Genomic DNA, 25,895 nt, shown 5'->3' with positions numbered 1-25,895 from the left:
AAACTAGTTTTGTAAATAAAAAGTTCAGAGTGTAGTAAATGCCCTCGCGGCTACATTCCGTCGCGGGGCGGGACCTGTCATCCGGTCCGCAAGGACCCTAATTATCGTGCAGGTCGCGTTGACCCTTTTGGGGTCGCGGGCTACACCGCAGGTCAATCGTGGGCATTGCCCCCGACAGGATTCCCGAAGGAGCAGCTGATATGGGCGTGCAGACCGGACTGAACACCGCGGGCGGCGACAAGGAACACGCCACCCAGCTTCTCAATCGCGAGCTTCAGGACAAGGGTTTCCTGCTGACTTCGACCGAGGATATTATAAACTGGGCACGCACCGGCTCGCTCCACTGGATGACATTCGGCCTTGCCTGCTGCGCGGTCGAGATGATGCACACCGCCATGCCGCGTTATGACATGGAACGCTTCGGCACCGCGCCCCGCGCGTCGCCGCGCCAGTCGGACCTGATGATCGTGGCGGGCACGCTGACTAACAAGATGGCCCCCGCGCTGCGCAAGGTTTACGACCAGATGCCCGAGCCGCGCTACGTTCTGTCGATGGGCAGTTGCGCCAACGGCGGCGGATATTACCATTACAGCTATAGCGTCGTGCGCGGCTGCGACCGGATTGTGCCGGTGGACCTGTATGTGCCCGGATGTCCGCCCACGGCCGAAGCGCTGCTCTACGGCCTGCTGCAGCTCCAGCGGAAGATTCGCCGGACCGGAACATTGGTGCGCTGAGGGGATGGGTATGACCGAACAACTTCAGGAATTGGCCGCCCATATCGAGATGCGCAACGGCGAGTTGGTCTCCTCTCACACGATCGTGCGGGACGAATTGACGCTGGAGGCCACGTCGTCCGATATCACCGCGCTGGTGGAATTTCTTAAGCAAGACGAGCAGTGCCGCTTTGCATCGCTGGTCGACATCACGGCCATCGACTATCCGGGCGACGACCGGCGCTTCTGCGTCGTCTACCACTTCCTGTCGATGTATCGGAATCAGCGCATTCGCGTGAAAGCTCATGTGCGCGAGGATGATATTGTTCCCTCGATCGTCGAGATTCACCCATCGGCCAACTGGTTCGAGCGGGAAGTCTTCGACATGTTTGGTATCCTCTTCTCCGGTCACCCGGACCTGCGCCGGATCCTGACGGACTACGGCTTTCGCGGCTACCCGCTGCGCAAGGACTTCCCGACGACGGGCTATACCGAAGTTCGTTATGATGAAGTGCAGAAGCGCGTTGTCTATGAGCCCGTGTCACTGACGCAAGAGTATCGCCAGTTTGACTTCATGTCGCCTTGGGAAGGGGCTGAATATGTCCTGCCCGGTGACGAGAAGGGGGAGGCGAAATGATGGATGCTGCCGTATCCTCCGAAGACGCGATCCGCGCGCTGGCCGAAGCCTATTGCGAAGGCGTGTACTTCGCCCGTCCCGAAGTGTTCGAAACCATTTGCCATGATCGGTTCTTCATGACCGAAATTACGGAAGATGGTGGCGCGAACCATTGGAGCAAGGCATCTTATCTTGAACGGGTCCATGGCCGCAGCGCATTTCCCGGCGACGTATCCCGCGAGATACTGAGCGTCGACGTGGCAGGCGACGAGATGGCGCGCGTGCACCTTTGGGTCGATGTACCGCCCCGACGCTACGAGGACCACCTGGGCTTTGTCCGGGTAGGCGGCGAATGGAAACTGCTGACCAAGGTGTTCCGCACGATGGGCCCTTCGGCGCTGACAGGTTGAGGGAGCGACGGGATGATGAATAATGTTGGCCTGCCTGGTCTCCTCCTGATCATCGTCTGGGTCGTGAACGTCGTTGCGTTCTGGAAGTTGCTCCCGCGTGCAGGGATGAGTTCTTACTGGGCGATTACGACGATCTTCCCGTTGTTTGCAGCCATCCTTTTCTGGGTTATCGCTTTCAAGCGCTGGCCGAATGACCCTGTTTGAAAGGCAATTCGATGGATGGTGACCTGAACCCGCGTGGATACGAAGACGCCCTGACCGGCGAGCAGAAGATCCGCAATTTCAACATCAACTTCGGCCCGCAGCACCCGGCGGCGCACGGGGTGCTGCGCCTTGTGCTGGAGTTGGATGGCGAGATTGTTGACCGCTGCGATCCACATATCGGCCTGCTACACCGGGGCACCGAAAAACTGATGGAGAGCCGGACCTACCTCCAGAACCTGCCCTATCTGGACCGTCTGGATTACGTGGCCCCGATGAACCAGGAGCACGCCTGGTGCCTTGCGATCGAGCGTCTGTGCGACATCGAAGTGCCGCGCCGTGCCTCGCTTATCCGGGTGCTCTTTTGCGAGATCGGGCGCATTCTGTCGCACATCCTCAACGTCACGACGCAGGCCATGGACGTTGGCGCGCTGACACCGCCGCTCTGGGGTTTCGAGGAACGTGAGAAGTTGATGGTCTTCTACGAGCGGGCCTGCGGCGCGCGCCTGCACGCTGCGTACTTCCGCCCCGGCGGTGTGCATCAGGATCTGACGCCGGACCTGATCGACGACATCGATACATGGTGCGACGAATTCCCGAGTGTGCTGGCCGACATCGACGGGCTGCTGACCGAGAACCGCATCTTCAAACAGCGCAACGTCGATATTGCGGTGGTGTCGGAGCAGGAGGTCATGGACTGGGGCTTCTCGGGCGTGATGGCACGCGGGTCGGGCCTCGCGTGGGACCTGCGCCGGGCGCAGCCCTATGAGTGCTATGACGAGTTCGACTTCCTGATTCCGACAGGCAACAACGGTGATTGCTACGACCGTTACCTGTGCCGCATGGAAGAGATGCGTCAGAGCCTGCGCATCATGAAGCAGGCCATTGCCAAGCTGCGCGAACCCGAAGGACAGGGCGATATCCTGGCCCGCGGCAAGGTCACGCCGCCCAAGCGGTCGGACATGAAGACCTCGATGGAAGCGCTGATCCACCACTTCAAGCTCTATACCGAAGGGTTCCACGTTCCCGCCGGCGAGGTCTATGCCGCCGTCGAAGCCCCCAAGGGTGAATTCGGCGTCTACATGGTGTCGGATGGGTCAAACAAACCGTACCGCGCGAAATTGCGGGCACCGGGCTTCCTGCACTTGCAGGCGATGGACCACATCGCGCGCGGGCACCAGCTGGCTGACGTTGCCGCGATCATTGGAACGCTGGACGTGGTGTTCGGTGAGATCGACCGCTAAGGCCGCAAGAAAGACAGACGCAACGGTCCGGGTCCTTCGGGAGCCGGTCACCGACCGAAGGACGAGACGATATGCTCCGCCGACTGCACAAAGACCAACCTGAGACTTTCGCGTTCACCGAGGCCAATCAGGCCTGGGCCGAAGCGCAGATCACGAAGTATCCCGAAGGGCGTCAGGCCAGCGCGATCATTCCGCTGCTGTGGCGCGCGCAGGAGCAGGAGGGGTGGCTGACCCGCCCCGCCATCGAGCATGTCGCGGAAATGCTGGGCCTCGCCTACATCCGCGCGCTGGAGGTGGCGACGTTCTACTTCATGTTCCAGCTGCAGCCCGTGGGCAAGACCGCGCATATCCAGATCTGCGGCACCACGTCCTGCATGATCTGCGGGGCCGAGGATCTGGTTGCCGTCTGCCGCGACAAGATCGCCAAGCGTCCGCATGAGATTTCCGAGGACGGCCAGCTATCCTGGGAAGAAGTCGAGTGTCTGGGGGCCTGCTCCAACGCACCGATGGCGCAGATTGGCAAGGATTATTACGAAGACCTGACGGTTGAGCGGTTCAGCGAAATGCTGGACGAATTCCGCGCGGGCAAGGTGCCGACGCCAGGGCCGCAGAATGGTCGCTTCACGTCCGAGCCGCTGGGCGGCGCAACTGCGCTGACCGACGCTGCGGCGAACAAGAACCACAAGCAGAACGCATCCGTGACGCTCGCCACTGATATCGGCGATACGATCAAGCGGATCGATGGAACCGAGGTTCCGCTTGTCGCTCCTTGGGGCAAGGCCAATCAGTCGGACGAAGACCCGGAGGTAGCTGGGCGCGACCCGCTGATGCCGCCCGAAGGCCCGGATGGTAAACAGGGCGGCAAGGTGGCCGGGCAGGCCCCCGCGAACCGCACACGCGGCGACGCGAGCGATGGCAAGGCAAATGTGCGCGGCTCTGATGCGGTGGCTGTCGCTACGCCCGAAGAAGGGACAATCGCGCCGAAATCCAAGCCCAAGCCCGCGACCGAATCGGCCCTGGGCCCATCGGACGACGCAAAACCCGCCGGTCTGGACGCACCGAGGGGTGGTTCGGCCGATGATCTGAAGCGCATCAAGGGTGTAGGCCCGAAGTTGGAAAAGCTCTGTAACTCCATGGGGTTCTGGCACTTTGACCAGATTGCGAACTGGTCTGCCGATGAAATTTCCTGGGTCGATCAGAACCTGGAAGGCTTCAAAGGTCGCGTGACACGTGACGAATGGGTCAAACAGGCTAAACTATTGGCTGATGGGGGCGAAACCGAGTTTTCGTCTCGCGTGAAAAAGGGGGATGTCTACTGAGATCGACCCCCAGACAGGGAGTTGATTGATGGACAACCGCAATTCGAACATGACATTCGGAAATACCCTGATCAGCTGGGGCATTGCCGGGCTTGCAGGCCTGATCGCATTTCTGCTGCTGCGGATCATGGGAGACTGGAGCCTGTCTGCGGCAGGCTTCGGGGGCGGAGCGATCGCTCTCGTCCTCATCATCGTATTCACGGTCATTTTCGGCCGCGACCTGCCGCCGCTGGGCACGGTGACGGCCCCGACCGTCAAGAGCGGAAGTGCGGTGCCGACGTCTTCCCCAACCGCGGGCACATCTTCCGCTCCGTCCCAGGCCGCATCGGCAGCCGTCGCTGCTGGAAGCGCGAGCGCAGGGGGCGGTGGTGCCGCCGCGACGTCCCCGGCGGCGACTGGCACACCCAGCGGTCAGGGGGCCGCCAAACCGTCCGAACGCTCCGAGGCCTCATTGGCAGAGGCGGCAGCCACCCCTGCCGGGGCTACATCGGCGTCTGGCGGGAAGCCGGAAATGCTGGACAGCCCACGGGGGGGGGCAGCGGATGACCTTAAGCGGATCAAGGGTATCGGCCCCAAGCTGGAAAAGTTGTGCAACAGCATGGGCGTCTATCACTTCGAGCAGATCGCCGGCTGGTCCGCCGGGGAGGTCGCCTGGATGGATGACAACATTGAAGGATTCAGGGGCCGGGTAACCCGTGACGATTGGGTTGCGCAGGCCAAGGCGCTGGCCGCTGGCGAAGAGACGGAGTTTTCCAAGAAAGTCGACAAGGGCGGCGTATACTGATGCGCGACGTTCGGACCGCTTGACGGCACCCCCCCGGACCTATTGAAGAGGGGCCGAAATGACTGGCCCCTCTGACCATGACGTGGCGATCGCCAAACGCTCCGCCCGCGTTGCACTGGTGATCATCGGTATCTTTGTTTGTTGGGGCATCCTGCAGGCCTTGGGGGCGGAATACGATCTTTCCCGCCGGATTATGGGCTTGGGGGATTCCGTCGCATTGGTGGCGATGGGCTGGGCGATATATGAGACCGTGATGATCTGGCGGCTGCGCCGCGAGAAGGAGTGACGATATGCTGCAAGACCAGGACCGGATTTTCACGAACATCTACGGGATGGCCGATCGTTCCCTTAGGGGGGCGCAGTCGCGCGGTCAGTGGGATGGGACCAAGGACCTGATCGGTCTCGGTCGTGACAAGATCGTGGAGATCATGAAGGCATCCGGCCTGCGTGGTCGTGGGGGGGCAGGCTTCCCGACGGGTCTCAAGTGGTCGTTCATGCCCAAGGAAAGTGACGGTCGCCCGGCCTACCTTGTGATCAACGCCGACGAATCCGAGCCGGGGACCTGCAAGGACCGGGAGATCATGCGCCACGATCCCCACACGTTGATCGAAGGTGCATTGATCGCCTCTTTCGCGATGGGTGCACATGCCTGCTACATCTACATTCGCGGCGAATACATCCGCGAGAAGGAAGCCCTGCAAAACGCCATGGACGAGGCTTATGATGCGGGCCTGATCGGCAAGAACGCCTGCGGGTCTGGCTGGGACTTCGATCTCTATCTGCACCACGGGGCCGGTGCCTATATCTGCGGCGAAGAAACGGCCCTGATCGAGTCGCTGGAAGGCAAGAAGGGCATGCCGCGCATGAAGCCGCCTTTCCCCGCGGGTGCTGGCCTCTACGGCTGCCCCACGACCGTGAACAACGTCGAAAGCATCGCGGTCGTGCCGACCATCCTGCGGCGCGGGGCCGAATGGTTTGCGGGCTTCGGACGGGCGAACAACGCGGGGACCAAGTTGTTTGCGATCTCGGGTCACGTAAACCGTCCCTGCGTGGTCGAAGAGGCCATGTCGATCAGCTTCGAGGAATTGATTGAGACGCATTGCGGCGGCATTCGCGGCGGCTGGGACAATTTGAAGGCCGTGATCCCCGGCGGGTCGTCGGTGCCGATGATCCCGGGCAAGGAAATGCGCGGGGCGATCATGGATTTCGATTACCTGCGGGAGCAGAAATCGGGCCTTGGCACGGCGGCGGTGATCGTGATGGACAACTCCACCGACGTCATCAAGGCGATTTGGCGTCTGTCCAAGTTCTACAAGCACGAGAGCTGTGGTCAGTGCACGCCCTGCCGCGAAGGCACCGGCTGGATGATGCGCGTGATGGACCGACTGGTGAAGGGCGAGGCCGAGGTCGAGGAGATCGATATGCTGCTCGACGTTACCAAGCAGGTCGAAGGCCATACCATCTGCGCGCTCGGCGACGCGGCGGCTTGGCCGATCCAAGGTCTGATCCGGCATTTCCGCGACGAGATCGAGGACCGGATCAAGCATAAGCGCGTGAGTCCCGCCGCGGCGGTTCCGGCAGAGTGATCGGAATCGCAACTATGACGCGCAAGGCGATCGTGGTTCAGTTTGCCCTGCTGCTGAGCTTGGCCGCCTGCCAGACCACGCCTGCGCCCGAGGCGAACACCGACGTTGCGGCACTGCAAGCCAACACCGGGGCGTTCGCGCTGAACACGGCGATAGCCGCATTCTATGAGCAGCGTTGCCGGGCCAAGGGGATCGCGCTTGCCGGGGGCAGCACCAACGCCGCGTCCGAAGCGTTTTTTGATCGAATGATTGCGGCTGGATATACGCGCGCTCAGATCGAGTCTGCAACGGCGCTGGTCGATCCGGCTTCTGCCGGACAGGCGGCAATCGAATATCTGGAAGGGCGTGGGCTGGAGCCCGGCTCGGGTGCGGACAGGCTGTGCAGGTCTGCTCGCGAAGAGATAGCGCAGGGCACGGCTGTCGGCCGGTTGCTGGCATCCTGATGGACGCGTTTTTCGCCCCCTACGCGCACACGCTGGCATCGCTTGGCGGTTGGGCGATCCTGATGCTGGTCCTGCTCTTTCTGTCGGCCAAGGGCAAACCCCGCCGTCGAACCGAGAGCGGTCATCCGGTTCGCGACTATTCCGATCCATACTACCGCCGAAGCCGGGCGTTCCTGAATGCAATCGAGATCACCGGTCCGTTCGTCGCCGCTTCGGTGGCGGCCGTTCTGGTTGGGGCAGCCCCGTTCTTGGTGAACTTGTTCGCTTCAGTATTTGTAATTTCGCGCGTGGCGACGGCCACGGCACATATCGCAACCGAGAATCAGCCGCTTCGCTCCATCTTCTGGGTGATCGGCTTGATCTGCTGCCTTGCCCTTTCGGGATTGGCCATCGCTGGGGCTTTCGCGCTGTGATCCGCGTGCTCGCCCTGATGTTGGCAGCGACGCCAGCGCACGCGCAGGAGAAAGTCCCGGCCCCGGAGGTCTTTGTCGTCTCGGCGATGGCGACGTCGACGGCACAGATACTCGCGGTCAATTGTCCGCGCCTGTCGATCAATCCAGGTGCTATGACACGCGAAACAGCCCGCGTTTTGGACGAACTGGGCGCGTTGGGCTTCACGCCGGAAAACCTGGTCGACCGGATCGAAGATCCCGCCGACCGGATCGAGGTCTTGCAGACGGCCTTCCTGACGAAGCATGATCTGCTGGAGGGGGCAACGACGGACACGGTTTGTGCCGCGGGCCTTCGCGAAATTTCTGAGGGGTCCGACATCGGTGCCCTGTTGTTGGAGGTCGAGGAATGAAGGTCACGGTTCTGGTTGTCGGGGCGGCGCTGTCCCTGTCCGGGTGCGGGGCCTTTGGCAGCCTGTCGTCCGGTGCATCGTCGCCGTTCAGCGGAATGGGCGGCATGCGCGGATCTCAGAGCGAGATCGAAGGAATTCGCTTCCGCACCCGCGTATCGGCAGTGAGCGAGGACAAGCGCGGCTTCACGACCATGACGCGCGGTGCGGCGCGCAATCTGACGGCCGCCGCAGAGGCCGGCCGGGTCGAGGCCGTCGAATATTGTATCCGTCGATTCGGTGGTTCTGAAATCATTTGGACAGCCGGCCCCGATCGGGAGCCCGAGCAGATGCCGCTCGATACATCAGGGGCGCTGGTGCTGGCGGGAGCCTGCGTAACGCGCTGAGGGGGGCGGTGCAACGGCGCGTCGCCGCCCATCACCGCCCTCTGATATTGAATAGCCGACGGTCGGGCGCACATCTGGCGTGAATGCAAACACCCGAGGTTCGTCCATGCTGATCCGATCCATTCTCCTTCTGGTACTGTCGCTGGCAACGCCTGCGACGGCTGATCGCTATGACGCCTTGCGGGCTGACCCCGAGATCGCCAGCGGCGTTTTGGTCGCTGCCATCGGCGACATGATTGCCGACAATTGTCCTGACATCGGCGAGCGTCGGACCCGCTCGCTTCTGATGCTCAATGCGCTGGTGGGTCGCGCGCGAGCCTTGGGCTATTCGGTCGGGGAAATCCGCGCTTATGTCGATGACGACACCGAAAAGGACCGCGTGAAGGGCCAGGCCCGCCAGTGGATGTCCGCGAACGGGGCGTCCGCGGCCGATCGCGGCAGCATTTGTCGCGTTGCGCGCAAAGAAATCGCAGACGGCACGACCATCGGGCGGTTGATGTACGAGAAGTGATCGATCTTGGATCGGGGTGCGACAAACCCTTTCAAGGGGCCGTTCCCCCACTGGCTTCCGCCGCCTGACCGGGCTAGGTACCGCTTTGAACGTGTTGAAGCAGACCGGAGCGACCGTGATGTCCGACCTTAAGAAAATCATGATCGACGGGACCGAAGTCGAAGTCCCCGGTGAAATGACATTGATCCAGGCCTGTGAGCAGGCTGGCGTCGAAATCCCGCGCTTTTGCTATCACGAGCGTCTGTCGATCGCCGGCAACTGTCGCATGTGCTTGGTCGAGGTCGTTGGCGGCCCGCCCAAGCCAGCCGCCTCCTGCGCGATGCAGGTCAAGGACCTGCGCCCCGGAAAAGACGGTGAACCGCCGGTCGTGAAGACCAATTCGCCCATGGTGAAAAAAGCCCGCGAGGGCGTGATGGAGTTCCTGCTGATCAACCACCCGCTGGACTGCCCGATCTGCGATCAGGGTGGCGAGTGCGATCTGCAAGATCAGGCGATGGCCTATGGTGTCGATTTTTCGCGATTCCGCGAACCGAAGCGCGCCGCAGTCGATCTGGACCTCGGCCCGCTGGTCGAGACACACATGACGCGCTGCATCTCCTGCACGCGGTGCGTACGCTTCACGACCGAAGTGGCGGGTATCACCCAGATGGGTCAGACTGGCCGGGGCGAGGATTCGGAGATCACGTCCTATCTGGGCGAAACGTTGAAATCGAACATGCAGGGCAACATCATCGACCTGTGCCCGGTGGGCGCGCTGGTCTCCAAGCCGTATGCTTTCACCGCGCGTCCGTGGGAACTGACCAAGACCGAAACCGTCGACGTCATGGACGCGCTCGGCGCGTCGATCCGGGTCGATACCAAGGGCCGCGACGTGATGCGCATCCTGCCGCGCAACCACGACGGCACCAACGAGGAATGGATCAGCGACAAGACGCGCTTTGTCTGGGACGGGCTGCGCCGACAGCGCCTGGACATGCCCTATGTTCGTGTTGACGGCAAGCTTAAGCCCGCGACGTGGCCCGAGGCGCTTGCAGCCGCAGCCAATGGCCTGAAAGGCAAGAAGGTAGCCGGCATTGTCGGTGATCTGGTGTCGACGGAAGCCGCTTTCGCGCTCCGTCAGCTCATGGAGAAGATGGGCGGCGTCACTGAATGCCGCACCGATGGGGCAAAGCTGGGCAGCGAGCGGGCCGAATACGCGGGGACGGCGGCGATTGAGGATATCGACGCGGCCCAGAACATCATGTTGATCGGTACCGACCCGGCGCGCGAATCACCGGTTCTGAACGCGCGTCTGCGCAAAGCGTGGCTGCGCGGCGCGAATGTCGGTCTGGTGGGCGAAAAAGTCGACCTGACCTTCGATTACAAGCACGTAGGCACTGGACGGACTTCGCTGGCGAAGGTTTCCGGGCAGGCGGTCAGCGATGAGACGAGGGAGGCCCCGTCGATCGTGATCGTCGGGATGGCTGCCCTGACCGGCGATGATGGCGCGGAGGTCTTCGCCCACGCTCGCAAGATCGCCGAGAATTCGGACTCCGGCCTGCTGATTCTGCACACGGCTGCGGCGCGGGTCGGTGCGATGGACGCCGGATGTCATGGCGAAGGCGGGATCGCCGCCGCACTTGACGCCGAGGTGATCTACAACCTCGGGGCTGATGAGATCGACGTGCCCGCGTCTGCCGATGGTGGCCCCTTCGTCATCTATCAGGGCAGCCATGGTGATCGTGGTGCGCATCGCGCTGATGTCATTCTACCCGGTGCTGCCTGGACCGAGGAACAGGGCCTTTTCGTCAACACCGAAGGCCGACCCCAGCTTGCGCTGCGCGCCGGGTTCGCGCCGGGTGAGGCGAAGGAAAACTGGGCCATCCTGCGGGCGCTTTCAGCCGAAGTCGGGTTCCAACTGCCTTATGATAGTCTTGTACAACTGCGCCGCGCTCTGATCGAGATCGCGCCCCAGCTGGCAGAGATAGACGAGGTGGCTGTCAATGATTTCTCCCCAATGGGCAAATTGCCCAAGCTGGGCGAGGGCGATTTTGGTACGGCCTTCGACGACTTCTACCTGACGAATCCGGTCGCGCGGGCCAGCCAACTGATGGCGGAACTCTCGCAATTGGCCAAGGCGCGAGACGACCAGCCAATCGCGGCGGAGTAGATCATGCGCGCCTTCGGGCTTGGCTTTATGTGCGCGTTGGCTGCCTGCCAAAGCGCCGAGCAGCCCGTGGTTGAGGTGTTCCGACCGGAGTACCAAGGTGTGCAGACGCGCCTGCTGGAAGGGGACCTGGTAAATTTTCTGGTCACCATGCAGCGAGCGCGCGATCGGCAGGACGTTATCGACTACGCGGAGTGTGCTGCGGCACAATACGCGTTGATCCGAGGGTTCGGATTTGCCCGGCAAGTGCGGACAAACGTTGTGGAAGAGGGTGGCCTTTGGCGCGGAGATGCGGTTTACACCGTGTCGCCAGCGCTCCCCAGGGGGCTGAGAACGATTGATGCCGAAGTGGTCGTGCAAAACTGCTTCGAGAAAGGCATCCCGACCGTATAAGGACGTGACATGGCAGATTTCTTTGCATCCGGGCCGGGGATTGCCCTGATCATTCTAGCGCAGACCCTTGCGGTTGTGGCCTTCGTGATGATCTCGCTTCTGTTCCTTGTTTATGGCGACCGGAAAATCTGGGCCGCTGTTCAGATGCGTCGCGGGCCAAACGTGGTGGGCCCTTGGGGCGCGCTTCAGACGGTGGCCGACGCGCTCAAATACATCGTTAAGGAGATCGTGATTCCCGCAGGGGCAGACCGCACCGTCTTCATGCTGGCCCCGCTGATCTCTTTCGTGCTGGCGATGATCGCCTGGGCGGTTATCCCGTTCAACGACACCTGGGTACTGGCCGACATCAACGTGGCCATTCTGTACGTCTTCGCGATTTCGTCGCTTGAGGTTTACGGCGTGATCATGGGCGGCTGGGCATCGAATTCCAAGTATCCGTTCCTGGGCTCTCTGCGGTCCGCGGCGCAGATGATTTCCTACGAGGTCTCCATCGGCCTGATCATCATCGGCGTGATCCTGTCGACCGGATCCTTGAACTTCGGCGATATTGTTGCGGCGCAGGACACGGGCTGGGGCTTCTTCGGCTGGTACTGGCTGCCCCATTTCCCGATGGTGTTCCTGTTCTTCATCTCGGCCCTGGCCGAGACGAACCGCCCTCCCTTTGACTTGCCCGAGGCGGAGTCGGAGCTCGTCGCGGGATACCAGGTCGAATATTCCTCCACGCCGTTCCTGCTGTTCATGGCAGGCGAGTACATCGCGATCTTCCTGATGTGCGCGCTGATCACGCTGCTGTTCTTCGGCGGCTGGCTGTCGCCGATCCCGTTCCTGCCCGATGGTCCGCCGTGGATGGTCGCCAAGATGGCGTTCTTCTTCTTCCTGTTCGCGATGGTGAAGGCGATTGTACCTCGGTACCGTTACGACCAGTTGATGCGCCTGGGCTGGAAGGTGTTCCTGCCGTTCTCGCTCGCCTGGGTGGTAATCGTGGCCTTCCTGGCGCGCTATGAAGTGCTCGGCGGGTTCTGGGCGCGTTGGGTGACGGGGGCGTGATGCGTATGGTCTCTGTTACTTTTGCGTCAACCGCGTCTGCCATGCTCGCCCCCGCTGAATGGCGGATCACCTCTCAGGGTGAGATTGCGTCCGATGGCTCGGATGTGTCTTCATCAAACGCGAGCGCTATTTCGAAAACCGCCTTTTGCCAGTGTGTGGAGAATATCTGACATGACACAGCAGATCGACTGGAACCGTTCCGTAAAATACTTCCTGTTGGCGGATATGTGGACCGGGATGCGGCTCGGCCTGAAGTATTTCTTCGCGCCCAAGGCTACGCTGAATTACCCGCATGAAAAGGGGCCGCAGAGTCCGCGTTTCCGCGGGGAACACGCTCTGCGCCGCTATCCCAACGGCGAAGAACGCTGCATCGCCTGTAAATTGTGTGAAGCCGTTTGCCCGGCGCAGGCAATCACCATCGACGCGGAGCCGCGCGAGGACGGGTCGCGCCGGACCACGCGCTACGATATCGACATGACGAAATGCATCTATTGCGGGTTCTGCCAAGAGGCATGTCCGGTCGATGCGATCGTGGAAGGCCCGAACTTCGAATATGCGACCGAGACGCGCGAGGAGCTGTTTTACGATAAGGAGAAGCTTCTCGATAATGGCGAGCGGTGGGAAGCCGTGATCGCCCGCAACCTCGAAATGGATGCGCCGTACCGATGACTGATCCGAATAATCCCTTCGCGGCCTGGATGGGCCAGATGCAGGACATGGCCAAGACCATGAATCCCGCGCTTGAGCATTTCACGCCTTCGGGGTTTGAGAAACTTTGGCCGACCATGCCCGCCGAACTGGTTGAGCAGTTCATGGGCAAGGGCTTGAACCCTGAGGGGCTGGACGCGAAGACCAAGATGCTGTTGACGCTGGCCGGACTGACCGTACTGGGGGCCCAGGCCGAGGCGCAGATTCGCATGACGGTGCGTCAGGCCGCCGAGCAGGGGGCCACCAAGCAGGAGATCGCCGAGACGATCGGCATGATGGGCCTTTTTGGTGGGCTGCCAGCCATGAACAAGGCGATGGAACTCGCGACAGATGTTCTGGAGGATGATAAATGACGGTGCTCGACTTCGCCTTCTACCTGTTTGCGATCATCACGGTGACGGCCGGACTGTTCGTCGTCGTGGCGCGCAACCCGGTGCATTCGGTGCTCTGGCTGATCCTGTGCTTTCTGTCGACGGCGGGTCTGTTCGTTCTGCTGGGGGCTGAATTCGTCGCGATGCTTCTGATCATCGTCTACGTCGGCGCGGTGGCGGTGCTGTTCCTCTTCGTGGTCATGATGCTGGATATCGACTTCGCCGAATTGAAAGCCGAGATGGCGAAGTACGTGCCGCTCGCGGGCCTGATCGGGGTGGTCCTGCTGATGCAGCTGGCCATTGCCTACGGCGTCTGGGAGACGGCCGAGGGTGTGGTGATGGCCGATGGGCTGGCCAATATACCGGAGCCAGTCACGCTGAATACCTCGGCGTTGGGGCTGGTACTCTATGACGAATACTTCGTCATGTTTCAGCTTTCGGGCCTGATCCTGTTGGTTGCGATGATCGGGGCCATCGCCCTGACACTCCGTCACCGCAAGGACGTCAAGCGACAGAACGTACTCCATCAGATGTGGCGCGATCCCGAACAGGCGATGAGTGTGACGGACGTGAAGCCGGGGCAGGGGCTCTGACAATCCCGCGCTTCGGCGCGATCAAGACGACAAGGGGCCAAAGCGCTCCGGAGGGACGATATGATCGGACTTGAACATTATCTGACGGTGGCTGCGGCGCTGTTCGTCATCGGGATTTTCGGGATCTTCCTGAATCGAAAGAACGTGATCGTCATTCTGATGTCGATAGAACTGATGCTGCTGGCCGTGAACATCAACTTCGTCGCCTTCTCGGGCTTCCTGGGCGATCTATCGGGGCAGGTGTTCACGCTCTTCGTCTTGACGGTCGCCGCTGCCGAGGCCGCGATCGGCCTCGCGATCCTGGTCTGCTTCTTCCGTAACCGGGGCACCATCGATGTCGAAGACGTCAACGTGATGAAGGGCTGAGAGACATGACAACGATCATCCTCCTCGCCCCGCTGGTCGGTGCGCTGATCTGCGGCTTCGGCTGGAAATTCATCGGCCAGAAGGCAGCCATGGTCGTCGCGACCGGCTTGCTGTTCCTGGCCGCGATCCTGTCGTGGATTGTCTTTTTGGGTCACGACGGCACGACGCAGCAGATCCCGCTGATGACTTGGGTGGAATCGGGCACGCTCGCTACCGACTGGGGTATCCGGCTGGATCGTCTGACGGCGATCATGCTGATCGTGGTGACGACGGTTTCGTCGCTCGTCCACCTCTATTCCTTTGGCTACATGGATCACGATCCGCAGTGGCAGGAGGGGGAGGTCTACAAGCCGCGTTTCTTCGCGTACCTGTCGTTCTTCACCTTCTCCATGCTGGCGTTGGTGACTTCCGACAACCTGCTGCAGATGTTCTTCGGATGGGAAGGCGTGGGCGTTGCGTCGTATCTCCTGATCGGGTTCTACTGGCGCAAACCTTCGGCATCGGCCGCGGCGATGAAGGCGTTCATCGTCAACCGCGTTGGCGATTTCGGCTTCGCGCTCGGCATCTTCGGTCTGTTCTACATGACCGACTCGATCAATCTGGACGACGTCTTCGCGGCAACGCCGCAGTTGGCTGAAACCACGATCCACTTCCTGTGGACCGACTGGAATGCGGCGAACCTGCTGGCTTTCCTCTTGTTCATCGGCGCGATGGGTAAATCGGCACAGCTGGGTCTGCACACCTGGCTGCCGGACGCGATGGAAGGCCCGACCCCGGTGTCCGCCCTGATCCACGCGGCGACGATGGTCACGGCGGGTGTCTTTCTGGTCTGCCGCATGTCACCGCTGATGGAATATGCCGACGGGGCGATGGTCATCGTCGTCGCCGTGGGCGCGGCAACTGCCTTCATGGCCGCGACGGTCGGACTGGTTCAGAACGACATCAAGCGTGTCATCGCGTATTCAACGATGTCGCAGTTGGGCTACATGTTCGTGGCGGCTGGTCTTGGGGCCTATTCGGTTGCCATGTTCCACCTGCTGACACATGCTTTCTTCAAGGCGATGCTGTTCCTCGGGGCCGGTTCGGTCATTCATGCGATGCACCACGAACAGGATATGCGGAACTACGGCGGACTGCGCAAAAAGATCCCGCTGACGTTCTGGGCAATGATGATCGGCACGCTGGCCATTACGGGTGTCGGGATTCCGCTGACGCATATCGGGTTCGCGGGCTTCTTGTCCAAGGACGCCGTGATCGAGGTGGCCTTCGTCGGGAGCACGGGCGCGTTCTGGCTCCTGGTGGTCGCCGCAGCCTTCACCAGCTTCTACAGCTGGCGCCTGATGTTTCTGACGTTCTACGGCAAGCCGCGTGGTGACAAGCACACGCACGACCATGCCCACGAAAGCCCGCTGACTATGACGGCCCCCTTGGGTGTTCTGGCCGTCGGGTCGGTTCTGGCCGGGATGGTCTTCTATGGCCCGTTTTTCGGCAGCCAGGAACAGGTTGATCGGTTCTTCGGCATTTCCGATGTCGAGGCACATGCCTCGGTCGAGGGCGGCCTGATCGGTGCGGCCAACGCCGCCACTGAGGGCGAGGAGGCGCACGAGCGCGCGCCCCAGACGCCGGGCGAGGGGGCGATCTACGTAGGTGCGAACAATGACGTGATCCACGAAGCGCACCTCGTGCCTAAATGGGTCAAGGTTTCGCCCTTCATAGCGATGCTGCTGGGTCTTGGGACGGCCTGGCTATTCTATATTCGCCAGCCATCCCTGCCACGCCAATGGGCGGAGACTGTCGCGCCGTTGTACCGCTTCCTGCTCAACAAGTGGTACTTCGACGAGATCTACGACTTCCTGTTCGTCCGCCCGGCCAAGCGGCTTGGAACATTCCTGTGGAAGAAGGGCGACGGGACCGTTATCGACGGGTCGATCAATGGACTTGCCATGGGGATCGTTCCTTTCGCCACGAAATGGCTGAACAAGGCGCAGTCCGGCTACATCTTTACCTACGCCTTCGCGATGGTGATCGGGATCGTTGTCCTGATCTCGTGGACGACGATCGGATCGGGGAACTGAGACCATGGATAACCTTCTTTCCATCGTCACCTTCACGCCACTGGTGGCCGCAGCAATCCTGGCGGTATTCCTGCGGGGCGATGACGCGGCCGCGCAGCGCAATGCCAAGTGGCTGGCGCTTGGCGCGACGACGTTCACGTTTCTGGTCTCGATCTTCATACTGACTGGGTTTGACCCATCCAACACGGGCTTCCAGTTCGTGGAAGAGCGGTCCTGGGTCTTCGGATTGCAGTACAAGATGGGCGTTGACGGGATTTCGGTTCTGTTCGTGATGCTGACGACTTTCCTTATGCCGTTGGTCATCGCGTCGTGCTGGGATGTCACACACCGGGTGAAGGATTACATGGTCGCGCTGCTCGCGCTTGAGGCGCTGATGATCGGTGTGTTCTGCGCGCTCGACCTGATCCTGTTCTATCTCTTCTTCGAGGCCGGCCTGATCCCGATGTTCCTGATCATCGGCATCTGGGGCGGGGCGAACCGCATCTATGCGTCGTTCAAGTTCTTCCTCTACACGCTTCTGGGCTCGGTCCTGATGCTGGTTGCGATGATCGCGATGTATGTGGACGCGGGCACGACCGATATCCCGACGCTGCTCACGCATCAGTTCAGCTACGCACCGCTGAACGTGCTGGGTATCAACGTCGTGGGTGGGATGCAGACCCTGATGTGGCTGGCCTTCTTTGCCAGCTTCGCCGTCAAGATGCCGATGTGGCCGGTGCACACCTGGCTTCCCGATGCGCACGTGCAGGCCCCGACTGCAGGGTCCGTGGTACTGGCGGCGATCCTATTGAAGATGGGGGGCTATGGTTTCCTACGCTTCTCCCTGCCGATGTTCCCGGTAGGCTCCGAAGTTCTCGGGCCAATGGTGCTCTGGCTCTCGGCGATCGCCATCGTCTACGCCTCGCTCGTGGCGATGATGCAGGACGACATGAAGAAGCTCATCGCGTATTCCTCGGTTGCGCACATGGGCTTCGTGACGATGGGCATCTTCGCGGCCAATCAGCAGGGTGTTGACGGCGCAATCTTCCAGATGATCAGCCACGGCTTCATCTCGGGGGCGCTGTTCCTGTGTGTGGGCGTTGTCTACGACCGGATGCACACCCGCGACATCGACGCCTACGGCGGTCTTGTGAACCGGATGCCCGCCTATGCGCTGGTGTTCATGCTGTTCACGATGGCCAATGTCGGCCTGCCGGGGACGTCCGGTTTCGTTGGGGAATTCCTGACGCTCATGGGCGTGTTCCAGGTCAATACCTGGGTTGCGCTGGTCGCCACGTCGGGCGTCATTCTGTCGGCCTGCTATGCGCTCTGGCTTTATCGCCGGGTTGTTTTCGGCGATCTGATCAAGGAAAGCCTGCGCTCGATCACAGACATGTCCGGTCGGGAGCGGGCGATCTTTGCCCCGTTAATCTTCTTCACCATCCTGCTGGGCGTCTATCCCAGCCTGATCACCGACATCATCAGCCCCTCCGTGGCCGATCTTGTCGAGAATTATGACGTTGCCACCGCCGAGATCGTGCTGACGCACGATGTCGCCGCGGCCGATCACTGAGGTTCCCGCCATGAGTGCCGATCTGACCCTCATCCTGCCCGAAATCGTCTTGGCGGTCTTCGCCATGGTCGCGCTGCTGGCGGCGGTCTACACAGGCAAGGACGCGCTGGCGCGGCCGCTGATCTGGCTGACTGCCGGTGTTCTGACGCTGGTGGGGCTCTGGGTCGCGCTCTCCGCCGGATCGGGCACGGCCTTCGACGGGATGATCGTTAAGGACAGCTTTGCCCGCTTCGCGCAGGTCACGATCCTGCTGTCGGCTGCCGCGGTTCTGGTCATCGGTCAGGACTACATGTCCCGCAGTGACATGCTGAAGTTCGAGTATCCGCTTCTGATCACCCTGTCGGTGATCGGTATGATGGTCATGGTGGCGTCGGGCAATCTTTTGACGATCTACATGGGATTGGAGTTGCAGTCGCTGGCGCTTTACGTGGTCGCCTCGATGCGCCGAGATAACACCAAGTCGACCGAAGCGGGCCTGAAGTATTTTGTTTTGGGTGCCTTGTCTTCGGGCCTGCTGCTTTACGGCATATCGCTGACCTATGGTTATGCTGGTACGCTGTCTTTCTCGGGGGTGATCCAGGTGGCGTCCGGGGAGGCCCCGCTGGGTCTGCTGTTCGGTCTGGTCTTCATGATATCGGGACTGGCCTTCAAGGTATCCGCCGCGCCGTTTCACATGTGGACGCCCGACGTATACGAAGGGTCCCCCACGCCGGTAACATCTTTCTTCGCCACGGCACCCAAGATGGCGGCGATGGCGATGTTCGCGCGCGTCGTGCACGATGCGTTCGGTGGAATCGTCAGCGATTGGCAACAGATCGTTGCACTGCTGTCGGTGCTGTCGATGTTCCTAGGGGCCTTTGCCGCTATCGGCCAGAAGGACATCAAGCGTCTGATGGCGTATTCGTCGATCGCACACATGGGCTACGCCCTGATGGGACTTGCCGCGGGCACGGCGGGCGGGGTTCAGGCCATGCTGCTCTACATGGCGATCTATGTTGTGATGAACATCGGTACTTTCGCGTTCATCCTGTCGATGAGCCGGGACGGACGCGATGTCACGGATATCGCCTCGCTCAAGCTACTTTCCAAGACGCGCCCCGGTGCGGCCCTTGCCCTGCTAGTGCTGATGTTCAGTCTGGCTGGCATCCCGCCGACCTTGGGGTTCTTCGCCAAGTACGGTGTGCTGCAGGCGGCGGTTGATGCCGATCTGATCTGGCTTGCGGTACTGGGGGTCGTCGCTTCGGTCATCGGGGCATTCTACTACCTTCGCATCGTCTTCTACATGTACTTCGGTGAGTCGGATGAACCTTTCGCCCCGGAGATACCGTTGATCCAGATGGTCGCGCTGGCGGGTTCCGCCATTCTGATGCTGGCGCTTCTGCCCGAACTTCTGGGGCTTGAGCCTCTGGCCGCACTGGCCGCCGACTCCCTGGTGAACTGATGGGGCAAACCGCCCCGCCGTCCAATTGGCCGGCGGGTGTCGACCGAGTGATCCTGGAAGAGGTAGACAGCACCTCTCTCGAGGCGGCGCGCCGGGCACCCACCACGCCGACGTGGATCCTCGCTCGCCGTCAAAGTGCGGCCAAGGGGCGACGCGGGCGCGCGTGGTCGATGCCCGAGGGGAATTTCGCCGCATCCCTCGTCTGGCGACCGGCGGGCGACCCCGCGAGCCTGCCTTTGCGGAGCTTCACCGCCTCGCTTGCCCTGTACGACGCCCTACGGGCGCTCGGCGTAGAGGGGCTGTCGCTGAAATGGCCGAACGATGTGCTGCTCGACGACCGGAAGCTGGCTGGCATTCTGCTTGAAGCCCCCGTGCCGGGCCTCTTGGTGCTTGGCATCGGGCTCAACCTAATTGCGGCCCCTGACGTCGCCCAGTTGGAGCCGGGCGCGGTCGCTCCCATATCCCTGCTGTCCGCAAGCGGGCTGCGGGTTGAGGCGACCGCCTTGTTGGATGTGCTTGCCCCGGCCTTTGCCGAACGGGAGGCGCAGCTGACGACATGGGGCTTTGCCCCTATCCGCACTGAATGGATGAAGCATGCTGCCCGCGTGGGCCAACCAATCACGGCCCGTCTGGTAAACGAGGTCGTGGAGGGCCTCTTTGTCGACGTGGACGACGACGGTCGTCTTGTATTGGAAACTGAGCAGGGCGTGCGCCGAATAACGGCGGGCGACGTTTTCTTCGGGAGGGGCTGACATGCTCTTGACGATCGACTGCGGCAATACCAACACCGTTTTCGCGATTTGGGACGGGACAGAACTCGTGAATTCCTGGCGGCGTGCGACAAACCCTCAGAGCACGGCGGATGAATACTACACTTGGCTGCGCACATCGATGAACTTGCAGAACATCGACGTGGCAATCACGGATTGCATCATCTCCTCCACGGTTCCGCGGGTCGTGTTCAACCTGCGTGTTCTGTGCGATCGGTACTTCGATACCCGCCCCTTGGTCGTGGGCAAGCCCGAGACCAAGCTGCCGGTCGGTGTGCGTGTCGATGCGGGTACGGCCGTTGGGCCGGACCGGCTGGTCAACACCGTCGCCGGGTTTGACCGGCATGGCGGCGATATCATCGTGGTCGACTTCGGCACAGCAACAACCTTTGATGTGGCCGACACGGATGGTGCCTATATCGGTGGAGTGATCGCACCGGGCGTGAACCTTTCGCTTGAGGCGCTGCACATGGCCGCTGCGGCACTTCCGCATGTGGACATTACCCAGCCGCAGAAGGTAGTGGGCACCAACACCGTTGCTTGCATGCAATCGGGCATCTTCTGGGGCTATGTCGGCCTCATCAAGGAAATCACTGCAAGAATACGGGCTGAGCGCGATCGCCCGATGAAAGTCATCGCGACCGGGGGGCTTGCGCCCTTGTTTCAGCAAGCCGAAGAGCTTTTCGACGCCTTCGAGGACGATTTGACGATGCACGGTCTGACCGTCATCCATCAGTACAACAAGGATAATCCATGAGCGGACAAGACCGCCTTATCTACCTTCCCCTTGGCGGGGCAGGTGAAATTGGCATGAATGCCTACGTTTACGGCTACGGAAAACCCGGCAAGGAGCGCCTGATCCTTGTGGATCTGGGCATTGCTTTCCCGGATATGGACACGACACCCGGCGTCGACATCATCGTACCCGACATTACCTGGCTGACCGAAAATATTGATCGGCTGGAAGCGGTGTTCATCACCCATGGTCACGAAGACCACGTCGGCGGCGTCGGCCATCTGTACCCGCAGATCAAGAAGCCGATCCACGCGCGGGGCTTTACCGCGAACCTGGCGCGGCGCAAGTTGCAGGAGAAGGGGCTGGACCCCAAGGTCGTGACGACCGCCGCACCCTTCCCGGCCATGATCAACGCGGGTCCTTTCACGGTGGGATTCCTGCCGGTGTCGCATTCAATTCCGGAATCCAACGCGCTTGTCATCGACTCACCTGCAGGTCGGATCATCCACACGGGTGACTTCAAGATCGACCGCAGTCCTGTCGTGGGTGAACCGTTCGACGATGCCCTCTGGGCCGAAGCCTCCAAACCCGGTGTGCGGGCGCTTGTTTGCGATTCGACCAACGTCTTTTCCAAGCACGAGGGTCGTTCGGAATCCGAAGTCGCGCCCAACCTGAAGCCGCTGGTGAAGGCGGCCAAGGGTATGTTCGTGGCTACGACATTCGCGTCGAACGTCGCGCGTCTGCAATCGCTGGCCATCGCGGGCGAAGCAGCCGGACGATCAATCTGCCTGATGGGCCGCGCGATGCGCCGCATGACCGAAGCCGCGCGCGAAGAGGGGATCCTGACGGATTTCCCGAAGACGATTTCCCCGGAGGAAGCCGCCGACATCCCGCGCGAGAACCTGATGCTGATCGTCACCGGCAGCCAAGGGGAGCGCCGCGCCGCCTCGGCGCAACTGTCGCGGGGCAAGTACTTCGGCATGGAACTGAAGAATGGCGACACATTCCTGTTCTCCTCCAAGACGATCCCGGGCAACGAGAAAGACGTCGCGCGCATCATGAACAACCTGTCCGAACAGGGCGTGGATGTCGTCACGGACGATGACGGTCTCTACCACGTGTCGGGCCATGCGAATCGGCCCGATCTGGAAGCGGTGCACAAAATTACCAATCCGCAGATAGTCATCCCGATGCACGGCGAACACCGGCACCTGCGCGAGCACGCCAAGGTCGCGGATGCGGCGGGTCGAGTTGGTGTCGTGGCCCCCAATGGCACGATGATCGAGCTTACGGGCAATCAGCCCAAGGTCGTCGATCATATCGAGACGGGGCGCACGTACCTTGATGGCTCGGCTCTTGTCGGGCAATTCGACGGCGTAGTGCGCGATCGGATCCGCATGGCGTTGAACGGTCATGTCGTGGTTGCCGTGATGGTGGACGACGACAACGAGGTTCTGGAAGATACCTGGGTCGACATTCGGGGTCTGCCCGAAGTCGTTCGCGGTTCGGCCTCCCTGTCGGAAATCATGGAAGAGCATCTGGCCGGTCAACTGGCCCGTGTCGATACGCGTACCGCAAACGATGATGAAAAGCTGGAAGCCCTTATTGTAAAAGGCATCCGAAAGGTTGCGCAGGACGAGATCGGGAAACGTCCCGAAGTGACCGTGCTGATCACGCGTCTGACTGCGGAGTAAATATGTGCTTTGCCACGAAATTTAGTTATGGATTTTCGGGCAGCCACAATATAAAGCTTCTAGTCATAGGGTGACGAGGCATCAACCCAAGCATTGACGGCAGGCAGATTTTTACGGGCGGAGGGGATGCAATGCGTCCCCTCCTTTCGTTTTGGTGGTTCGACTCAGCGGCTATTCTGCCGCAACCGCCTCGGCGGATTCCACCTTTACCGCGCTGAACTTGAATTCGGGTATCTTACCCACCGGGTCCAGCGCCGGATTGGTCAGCAGGTTCGCTGCGGCTTCGACAAAGGCGAACGGCAGGAACACCATGTCTGTCGCAACGGACCGGTCGGCACGCGCCATCAGGGTTACGCTTCCACGTCGAGTGGAAAGACGAACCCATCCGCCGGGGGGCACGCCCAGCTTGCGAAGGGTGGCGGGGTGGAGTGAGCAATTCGCCTCGGGCTCAACCGCATCCAGAACCTTGGACCGCCGCGTCATCGACCCGGTGTGCCAATGCTCTAACTGCCGCCCGGTAATCAGGATCATGGGGAAGCGGTCATCCGGCATTTCGGCGGGCGGCGTAAAGCGGGCCGGCGTGAACTTGGCACGGCCGGCGCGGCGCGGGAAGCCGTCGCCGAAAACCACGGACTGACCCGGATCTTCGTTGGACAGACTGGGATAAGTGACGGCGGATTCCGTCTCCAGCCGGTTCCACGTGATGTGATGCAGGCTGCGCATCGACATCTTCATTTCGTTGAAAACCTCACGCGGGTGGTCGTAATCCCAGTCCAGCCCGATCCGGTTCGCCAGTTCGATAAGTATGCGCCAATCCTCGCGCGCCTCACCGGGCGTCGGTACGGCTTGACGGGCCATCTGCACCTGGCGGTTGGTATTGGTCACTGTGCCGGATTTCTCGGGGAAGGCCCCGGCGGGCAGGATGACGTCGGCGAAATTCGCGGTTTCGGTCACGAAGATGTCCTGCACCACCAGATGATCCAGATGGGCCAGGGCCTTGCGCGCATGGTCCACGTCCGGGTCTGACATGGCGGGATTTTCGCCCAGGATATACATCCCCTTGATCTCGCCCCGATAGACCCGGTCCATGATCTCTACGACCGTCAGCCCCGGAGTCGGATCGATCTCGGTGCCGTCCCAGATGTGGCGGAACAGTTCGCGCACCGCTTCATCGGTGACTGACTGGTAGTTGGGCATGACATGCGGGATCAGCCCCGCGTCGGACGCACCCTGGACGTTGTTCTGTCCGCGCAGTGGATGCAGGCCGGTGCCGGGCCGCCCGATCTGACCGCAAAGCAGGGCAAGGCTGATCAGGCAGCGCGCGTTGTCGGTGCCGTGGATGTGCTGGCTCACGCCCATGCCCCAGAAGATCATCGCCTTCTGCGCCCCCGCGAAATCGCGCGCGACCGCCCGGATCGTTTCTGCATCGATACCGCAAAGTTCAGCCATGCGATCGGGCGTGAACGCGCGGATATGGTCGCGGAACTCGAAGAAGCCCTCCGTGAAACCCTCGATGTACTGCCGGTCGTAGAGTTTCTCTTCGACAATCACGTTCATAATCGCGTTCAGAAGCGCCACGTCCGTGCCGGGCCGGAATTGCAGCATATGCTTGGCGTGCCGCTTCATCGCGGTGCCGCGCGGGTCCATGATGATCAGCTCGCCCCCGCGCTTGGCGAATTGCTTGAGAAACGTGGCCGCGACGGGGTGGTTCTCGGTCGGGTTGGCCCCGATAACGATGGCCAGATCGGCGGCCTCGATCTCGTTGAAGCTGGCGGTGACTGCGCCTGAACCCACGTTCTCCATCAGGGCGGCGACCGAGGAGGCATGGCACAGGCGGGTGCAGTGATCGACATTGTTGTGCCCGAAGCCCTGCCGGATCAATTTCTGAAACAGGTAGGCTTCCTCGTTCGTGCATTTCGCGCTGCCGAAGCCTGCGACGGCCTTGCCCCCGTAAAGCGAGCGCAGATCGACAAGCCCGTTCGACGCCAAATCCAATGCCTCGTCCCAGGTCGCCTCGCGGAAGTGGGTCCACGGATTTGCAGGGTCGACGTTGAGGCCTTTTTCCGGTGCGTCGTTGCGCCGGATCATCGGCTTGGTGATGCGGTGCGGATGGTTGATGTAGTCGAAGCCAAAACGTCCCTTGACGCACAGCCGCCCTTCGTTGGCTGGCCCGTTGATGCCGTCTACCTTGACGATCTTGTTGTCCTTCACCTTCAGTGAAACCTGGCATCCGACGCCGCAGAACGGGCAGATGGACTTCACCTCGCGGTCGAAATCCTTACTGTCGCCGATCTGGTCCGCGCCGACCATCGTGGCGGGCATCAGCGCGCCGGTCGGGCAGGCCTGCACGCATTCGCCGCAGGCCACGCAGGAGGATGCGCCCATCGGGTCGTCAAAGTCGAACACCGGGTAGGCGTCTTGCCCGCGCCCGGCCATGCCGATCACGTCGTTGACCTGCACTTCGCGGCAGGCCCGAACGCACAGCCCGCACTGGATGCAGGCATCCAGATTGACCTGCATGGCTACGTGGCTGTCGTCGAGCAGGGGAATCCGTTCCGCCTCCAGCGTGGGCAGGCGGCTCTCCGATACGCCGATCGCCTCGGCCATATCCCACAGGTGCGACGATTTGTCGTGGGCCGCGTCACGCTCGGGCTGGTCGGCGACCAGCATTTCGATCACCATTTTGCGGGCACCCTTGGCCCGCGCGCTGTCGGTGGTCACGACCATGCCGTCCTCGGGTTCGCGAATGCAGGATGCGGCAAGGGTACGCTCGCCCTTGATCTCGACCATGCAGGCGCGACAGTTGCCGTCGGGGCGGTATCCGGGGGCGGGCTTGTGGCACAGGTGCGGAATTACCAGGCCACGGCCGTTCGCCACCTCCCAGATGGTTTCGCCGGGCTGCGCCGTGACCTGTTTGCCGTCGAGCGTGAAGATGATGGTTTCGGACATGACCGTGCCTTCCCTTTGACGCGATGCTAGGTGGGCCGGCAG

Annotated in this window: 28 protein-coding genes; 27 read left to right on the top strand and 1 reads right to left on the bottom strand. The window is 61.5% G+C overall.

Annotated elements, in window-relative coordinates:
* Positions 1–200: 200 nt before the first annotated feature.
* The 27 genes from BLV27_RS07910 to BLV27_RS07780 all read left to right on the top strand — a co-directional run bounded on the left by BLV27_RS07910 (position 201) and on the right by BLV27_RS07780 (position 22,904).
* Positions 201–734 (top strand): NuoB/complex I 20 kDa subunit family protein, encoded by a 534-nt coding sequence (locus BLV27_RS07910; protein ID WP_055084349.1) that lies wholly within the window; start codon positions 201–203, stop codon positions 732–734.
* Positions 735–744: 10 nt separating this feature from the next.
* On the top strand, positions 745–1,350 hold the full coding sequence (locus BLV27_RS07905) for an NADH-quinone oxidoreductase subunit C (RefSeq protein WP_092644649.1): 606 nt from the start codon (positions 745–747) through the stop codon (positions 1,348–1,350).
* Positions 1,347–1,739: a nuclear transport factor 2 family protein gene (locus BLV27_RS07900; protein WP_092644647.1), complete on the top strand. Its 393-nt coding sequence runs from the start codon at positions 1,347–1,349 to the stop codon at positions 1,737–1,739. Before BLV27_RS07905 ends, BLV27_RS07900 begins: the two co-directional genes overlap by 4 nt.
* Before the next feature lie 12 nt (positions 1,740–1,751).
* Positions 1,752–1,943 (top strand): hypothetical protein, encoded by a 192-nt coding sequence (locus BLV27_RS07895; RefSeq protein WP_092644645.1) that lies wholly within the window; start codon positions 1,752–1,754, stop codon positions 1,941–1,943.
* Positions 1,944–1,954: 11 nt separating this feature from the next.
* Positions 1,955–3,184 carry an NADH-quinone oxidoreductase subunit D gene (locus tag BLV27_RS07890; RefSeq protein WP_092644643.1) on the top strand — a complete coding sequence of 410 codons (1,230 nt, stop codon included), beginning with the start codon at positions 1,955–1,957 and terminating at the stop codon, positions 3,182–3,184.
* A gap of 71 nt (positions 3,185–3,255) precedes the next feature.
* A complete protein-coding gene (locus tag BLV27_RS07885) occupies positions 3,256–4,503 on the top strand; it encodes an NADH-quinone oxidoreductase subunit E (RefSeq protein ID WP_092644641.1) in 1,248 nt (415 codons plus the stop codon).
* A gap of 28 nt (positions 4,504–4,531) precedes the next feature.
* Positions 4,532–5,287, top strand: coding sequence for an NADH:ubiquinone oxidoreductase (locus BLV27_RS19540; RefSeq protein ID WP_211605494.1), 756 nt, complete (start codon positions 4,532–4,534; stop codon positions 5,285–5,287).
* Between the two features lie 58 nt (positions 5,288–5,345).
* The gene (locus BLV27_RS07875; protein ID WP_092644639.1) at positions 5,346–5,573 is read left to right on the top strand and encodes a DUF5337 family protein; all 228 of its coding nucleotides are present in this window, start codon (positions 5,346–5,348) and stop codon (positions 5,571–5,573) included.
* A 4-nt stretch (positions 5,574–5,577) separates the two neighbouring features.
* Complete coding sequence (nuoF, locus tag BLV27_RS07870; RefSeq protein ID WP_092644637.1) at positions 5,578–6,873, top strand: NADH-quinone oxidoreductase subunit NuoF; 1,296 nt, start codon at positions 5,578–5,580, stop codon at positions 6,871–6,873.
* A 14-nt stretch (positions 6,874–6,887) separates the two neighbouring features.
* Positions 6,888–7,316, top strand: a complete 429-nt coding sequence (locus tag BLV27_RS07865) for a DUF5333 family protein (RefSeq protein ID WP_092644635.1) — start codon at positions 6,888–6,890, stop codon at positions 7,314–7,316.
* Positions 7,316–7,729, top strand: coding sequence for an MAPEG family protein (locus BLV27_RS07860; RefSeq protein ID WP_092644633.1), 414 nt, complete (start codon positions 7,316–7,318; stop codon positions 7,727–7,729). Before BLV27_RS07865 ends, BLV27_RS07860 begins: the two co-directional genes overlap by 1 nt.
* Positions 7,726–8,118 (top strand): DUF5333 family protein, encoded by a 393-nt coding sequence (locus tag BLV27_RS07855; RefSeq protein WP_092644631.1) that lies wholly within the window; start codon positions 7,726–7,728, stop codon positions 8,116–8,118. Before BLV27_RS07860 ends, BLV27_RS07855 begins: the two co-directional genes overlap by 4 nt.
* On the top strand, positions 8,115–8,501 hold the full coding sequence (locus BLV27_RS07850) for a hypothetical protein (RefSeq protein ID WP_092644629.1): 387 nt from the start codon (positions 8,115–8,117) through the stop codon (positions 8,499–8,501). Before BLV27_RS07855 ends, BLV27_RS07850 begins: the two co-directional genes overlap by 4 nt.
* 106 nt (positions 8,502–8,607) lie before the next feature.
* Entirely contained in the window at positions 8,608–9,012 is a 405-nt protein-coding gene (locus tag BLV27_RS07845) for a DUF5333 domain-containing protein (protein ID WP_092644627.1), read from the top strand.
* Positions 9,013–9,130: 118 nt separating this feature from the next.
* Entirely contained in the window at positions 9,131–11,161 is a 2,031-nt protein-coding gene (gene nuoG / locus BLV27_RS07840; protein WP_092644625.1) for an NADH-quinone oxidoreductase subunit NuoG, read from the top strand.
* 27 nt (positions 11,162–11,188) lie between these two features.
* Positions 11,189–11,551, top strand: coding sequence for a hypothetical protein (locus BLV27_RS07835; protein WP_092644887.1), 363 nt, complete (start codon positions 11,189–11,191; stop codon positions 11,549–11,551).
* 9 nt (positions 11,552–11,560) lie between these two features.
* Positions 11,561–12,598, top strand: coding sequence for an NADH-quinone oxidoreductase subunit NuoH (gene nuoH, locus BLV27_RS07830; RefSeq protein ID WP_092644623.1), 1,038 nt, complete (start codon positions 11,561–11,563; stop codon positions 12,596–12,598).
* A gap of 171 nt (positions 12,599–12,769) precedes the next feature.
* On the top strand, positions 12,770–13,267 hold the full coding sequence (nuoI, locus tag BLV27_RS07825) for an NADH-quinone oxidoreductase subunit NuoI (protein WP_092644621.1): 498 nt from the start codon (positions 12,770–12,772) through the stop codon (positions 13,265–13,267).
* Positions 13,264–13,659, top strand: a complete 396-nt coding sequence (locus BLV27_RS07820) for a carboxymuconolactone decarboxylase family protein (protein WP_092644619.1) — start codon at positions 13,264–13,266, stop codon at positions 13,657–13,659. The genes nuoI and BLV27_RS07820 overlap by 4 nt, the downstream gene beginning before the upstream one ends.
* Entirely contained in the window at positions 13,656–14,270 is a 615-nt protein-coding gene (locus BLV27_RS07815) for an NADH-quinone oxidoreductase subunit J (RefSeq protein WP_092644617.1), read from the top strand. The genes BLV27_RS07820 and BLV27_RS07815 overlap by 4 nt, the downstream gene beginning before the upstream one ends.
* 60 nt (positions 14,271–14,330) lie before the next feature.
* Positions 14,331–14,636, top strand: coding sequence for an NADH-quinone oxidoreductase subunit NuoK (gene nuoK, locus BLV27_RS07810; protein WP_092644615.1), 306 nt, complete (start codon positions 14,331–14,333; stop codon positions 14,634–14,636).
* Between the two features lie 5 nt (positions 14,637–14,641).
* Positions 14,642–16,711, top strand: a complete 2,070-nt coding sequence (gene nuoL / locus BLV27_RS07805) for an NADH-quinone oxidoreductase subunit L (protein ID WP_092644613.1) — start codon at positions 14,642–14,644, stop codon at positions 16,709–16,711.
* 4 nt (positions 16,712–16,715) lie between these two features.
* Positions 16,716–18,263, top strand: a complete 1,548-nt coding sequence (locus tag BLV27_RS07800) for an NADH-quinone oxidoreductase subunit M (protein ID WP_092644611.1) — start codon at positions 16,716–16,718, stop codon at positions 18,261–18,263.
* A 10-nt stretch (positions 18,264–18,273) separates the two neighbouring features.
* On the top strand, positions 18,274–19,704 hold the full coding sequence (gene nuoN / locus BLV27_RS07795; RefSeq protein ID WP_092644885.1) for an NADH-quinone oxidoreductase subunit NuoN: 1,431 nt from the start codon (positions 18,274–18,276) through the stop codon (positions 19,702–19,704).
* Positions 19,704–20,456, top strand: coding sequence for a biotin--[acetyl-CoA-carboxylase] ligase (locus tag BLV27_RS07790; protein ID WP_092644609.1), 753 nt, complete (start codon positions 19,704–19,706; stop codon positions 20,454–20,456). Before nuoN ends, BLV27_RS07790 begins: the two co-directional genes overlap by 1 nt.
* Before the next feature lies 1 nt (position 20,457).
* Positions 20,458–21,231: a type III pantothenate kinase gene (locus BLV27_RS07785; RefSeq protein ID WP_092644606.1), complete on the top strand. Its 774-nt coding sequence runs from the start codon at positions 20,458–20,460 to the stop codon at positions 21,229–21,231.
* Positions 21,228–22,904, top strand: a complete 1,677-nt coding sequence (locus BLV27_RS07780; protein WP_092644604.1) for a ribonuclease J — start codon at positions 21,228–21,230, stop codon at positions 22,902–22,904. Before BLV27_RS07785 ends, BLV27_RS07780 begins: the two co-directional genes overlap by 4 nt.
* 171 nt (positions 22,905–23,075) lie before the next feature.
* Here the strand turns inward: BLV27_RS07780 and fdhF are convergent, their stop codons facing one another.
* Entirely contained in the window at positions 23,076–25,853 is a 2,778-nt protein-coding gene (gene fdhF, locus BLV27_RS07775; RefSeq protein WP_092644602.1) for a formate dehydrogenase subunit alpha, read from the bottom strand.
* Positions 25,854–25,895 lie beyond the last annotated feature (42 nt).

Source organism: Jannaschia faecimaris (assembly GCF_900107415.1).
In the GTDB taxonomy this organism is placed as follows: domain Bacteria; phylum Pseudomonadota; class Alphaproteobacteria; order Rhodobacterales; family Rhodobacteraceae; genus Jannaschia; species Jannaschia faecimaris.
This window is presented reverse-complemented; position numbering and strand designations above follow the sequence as displayed.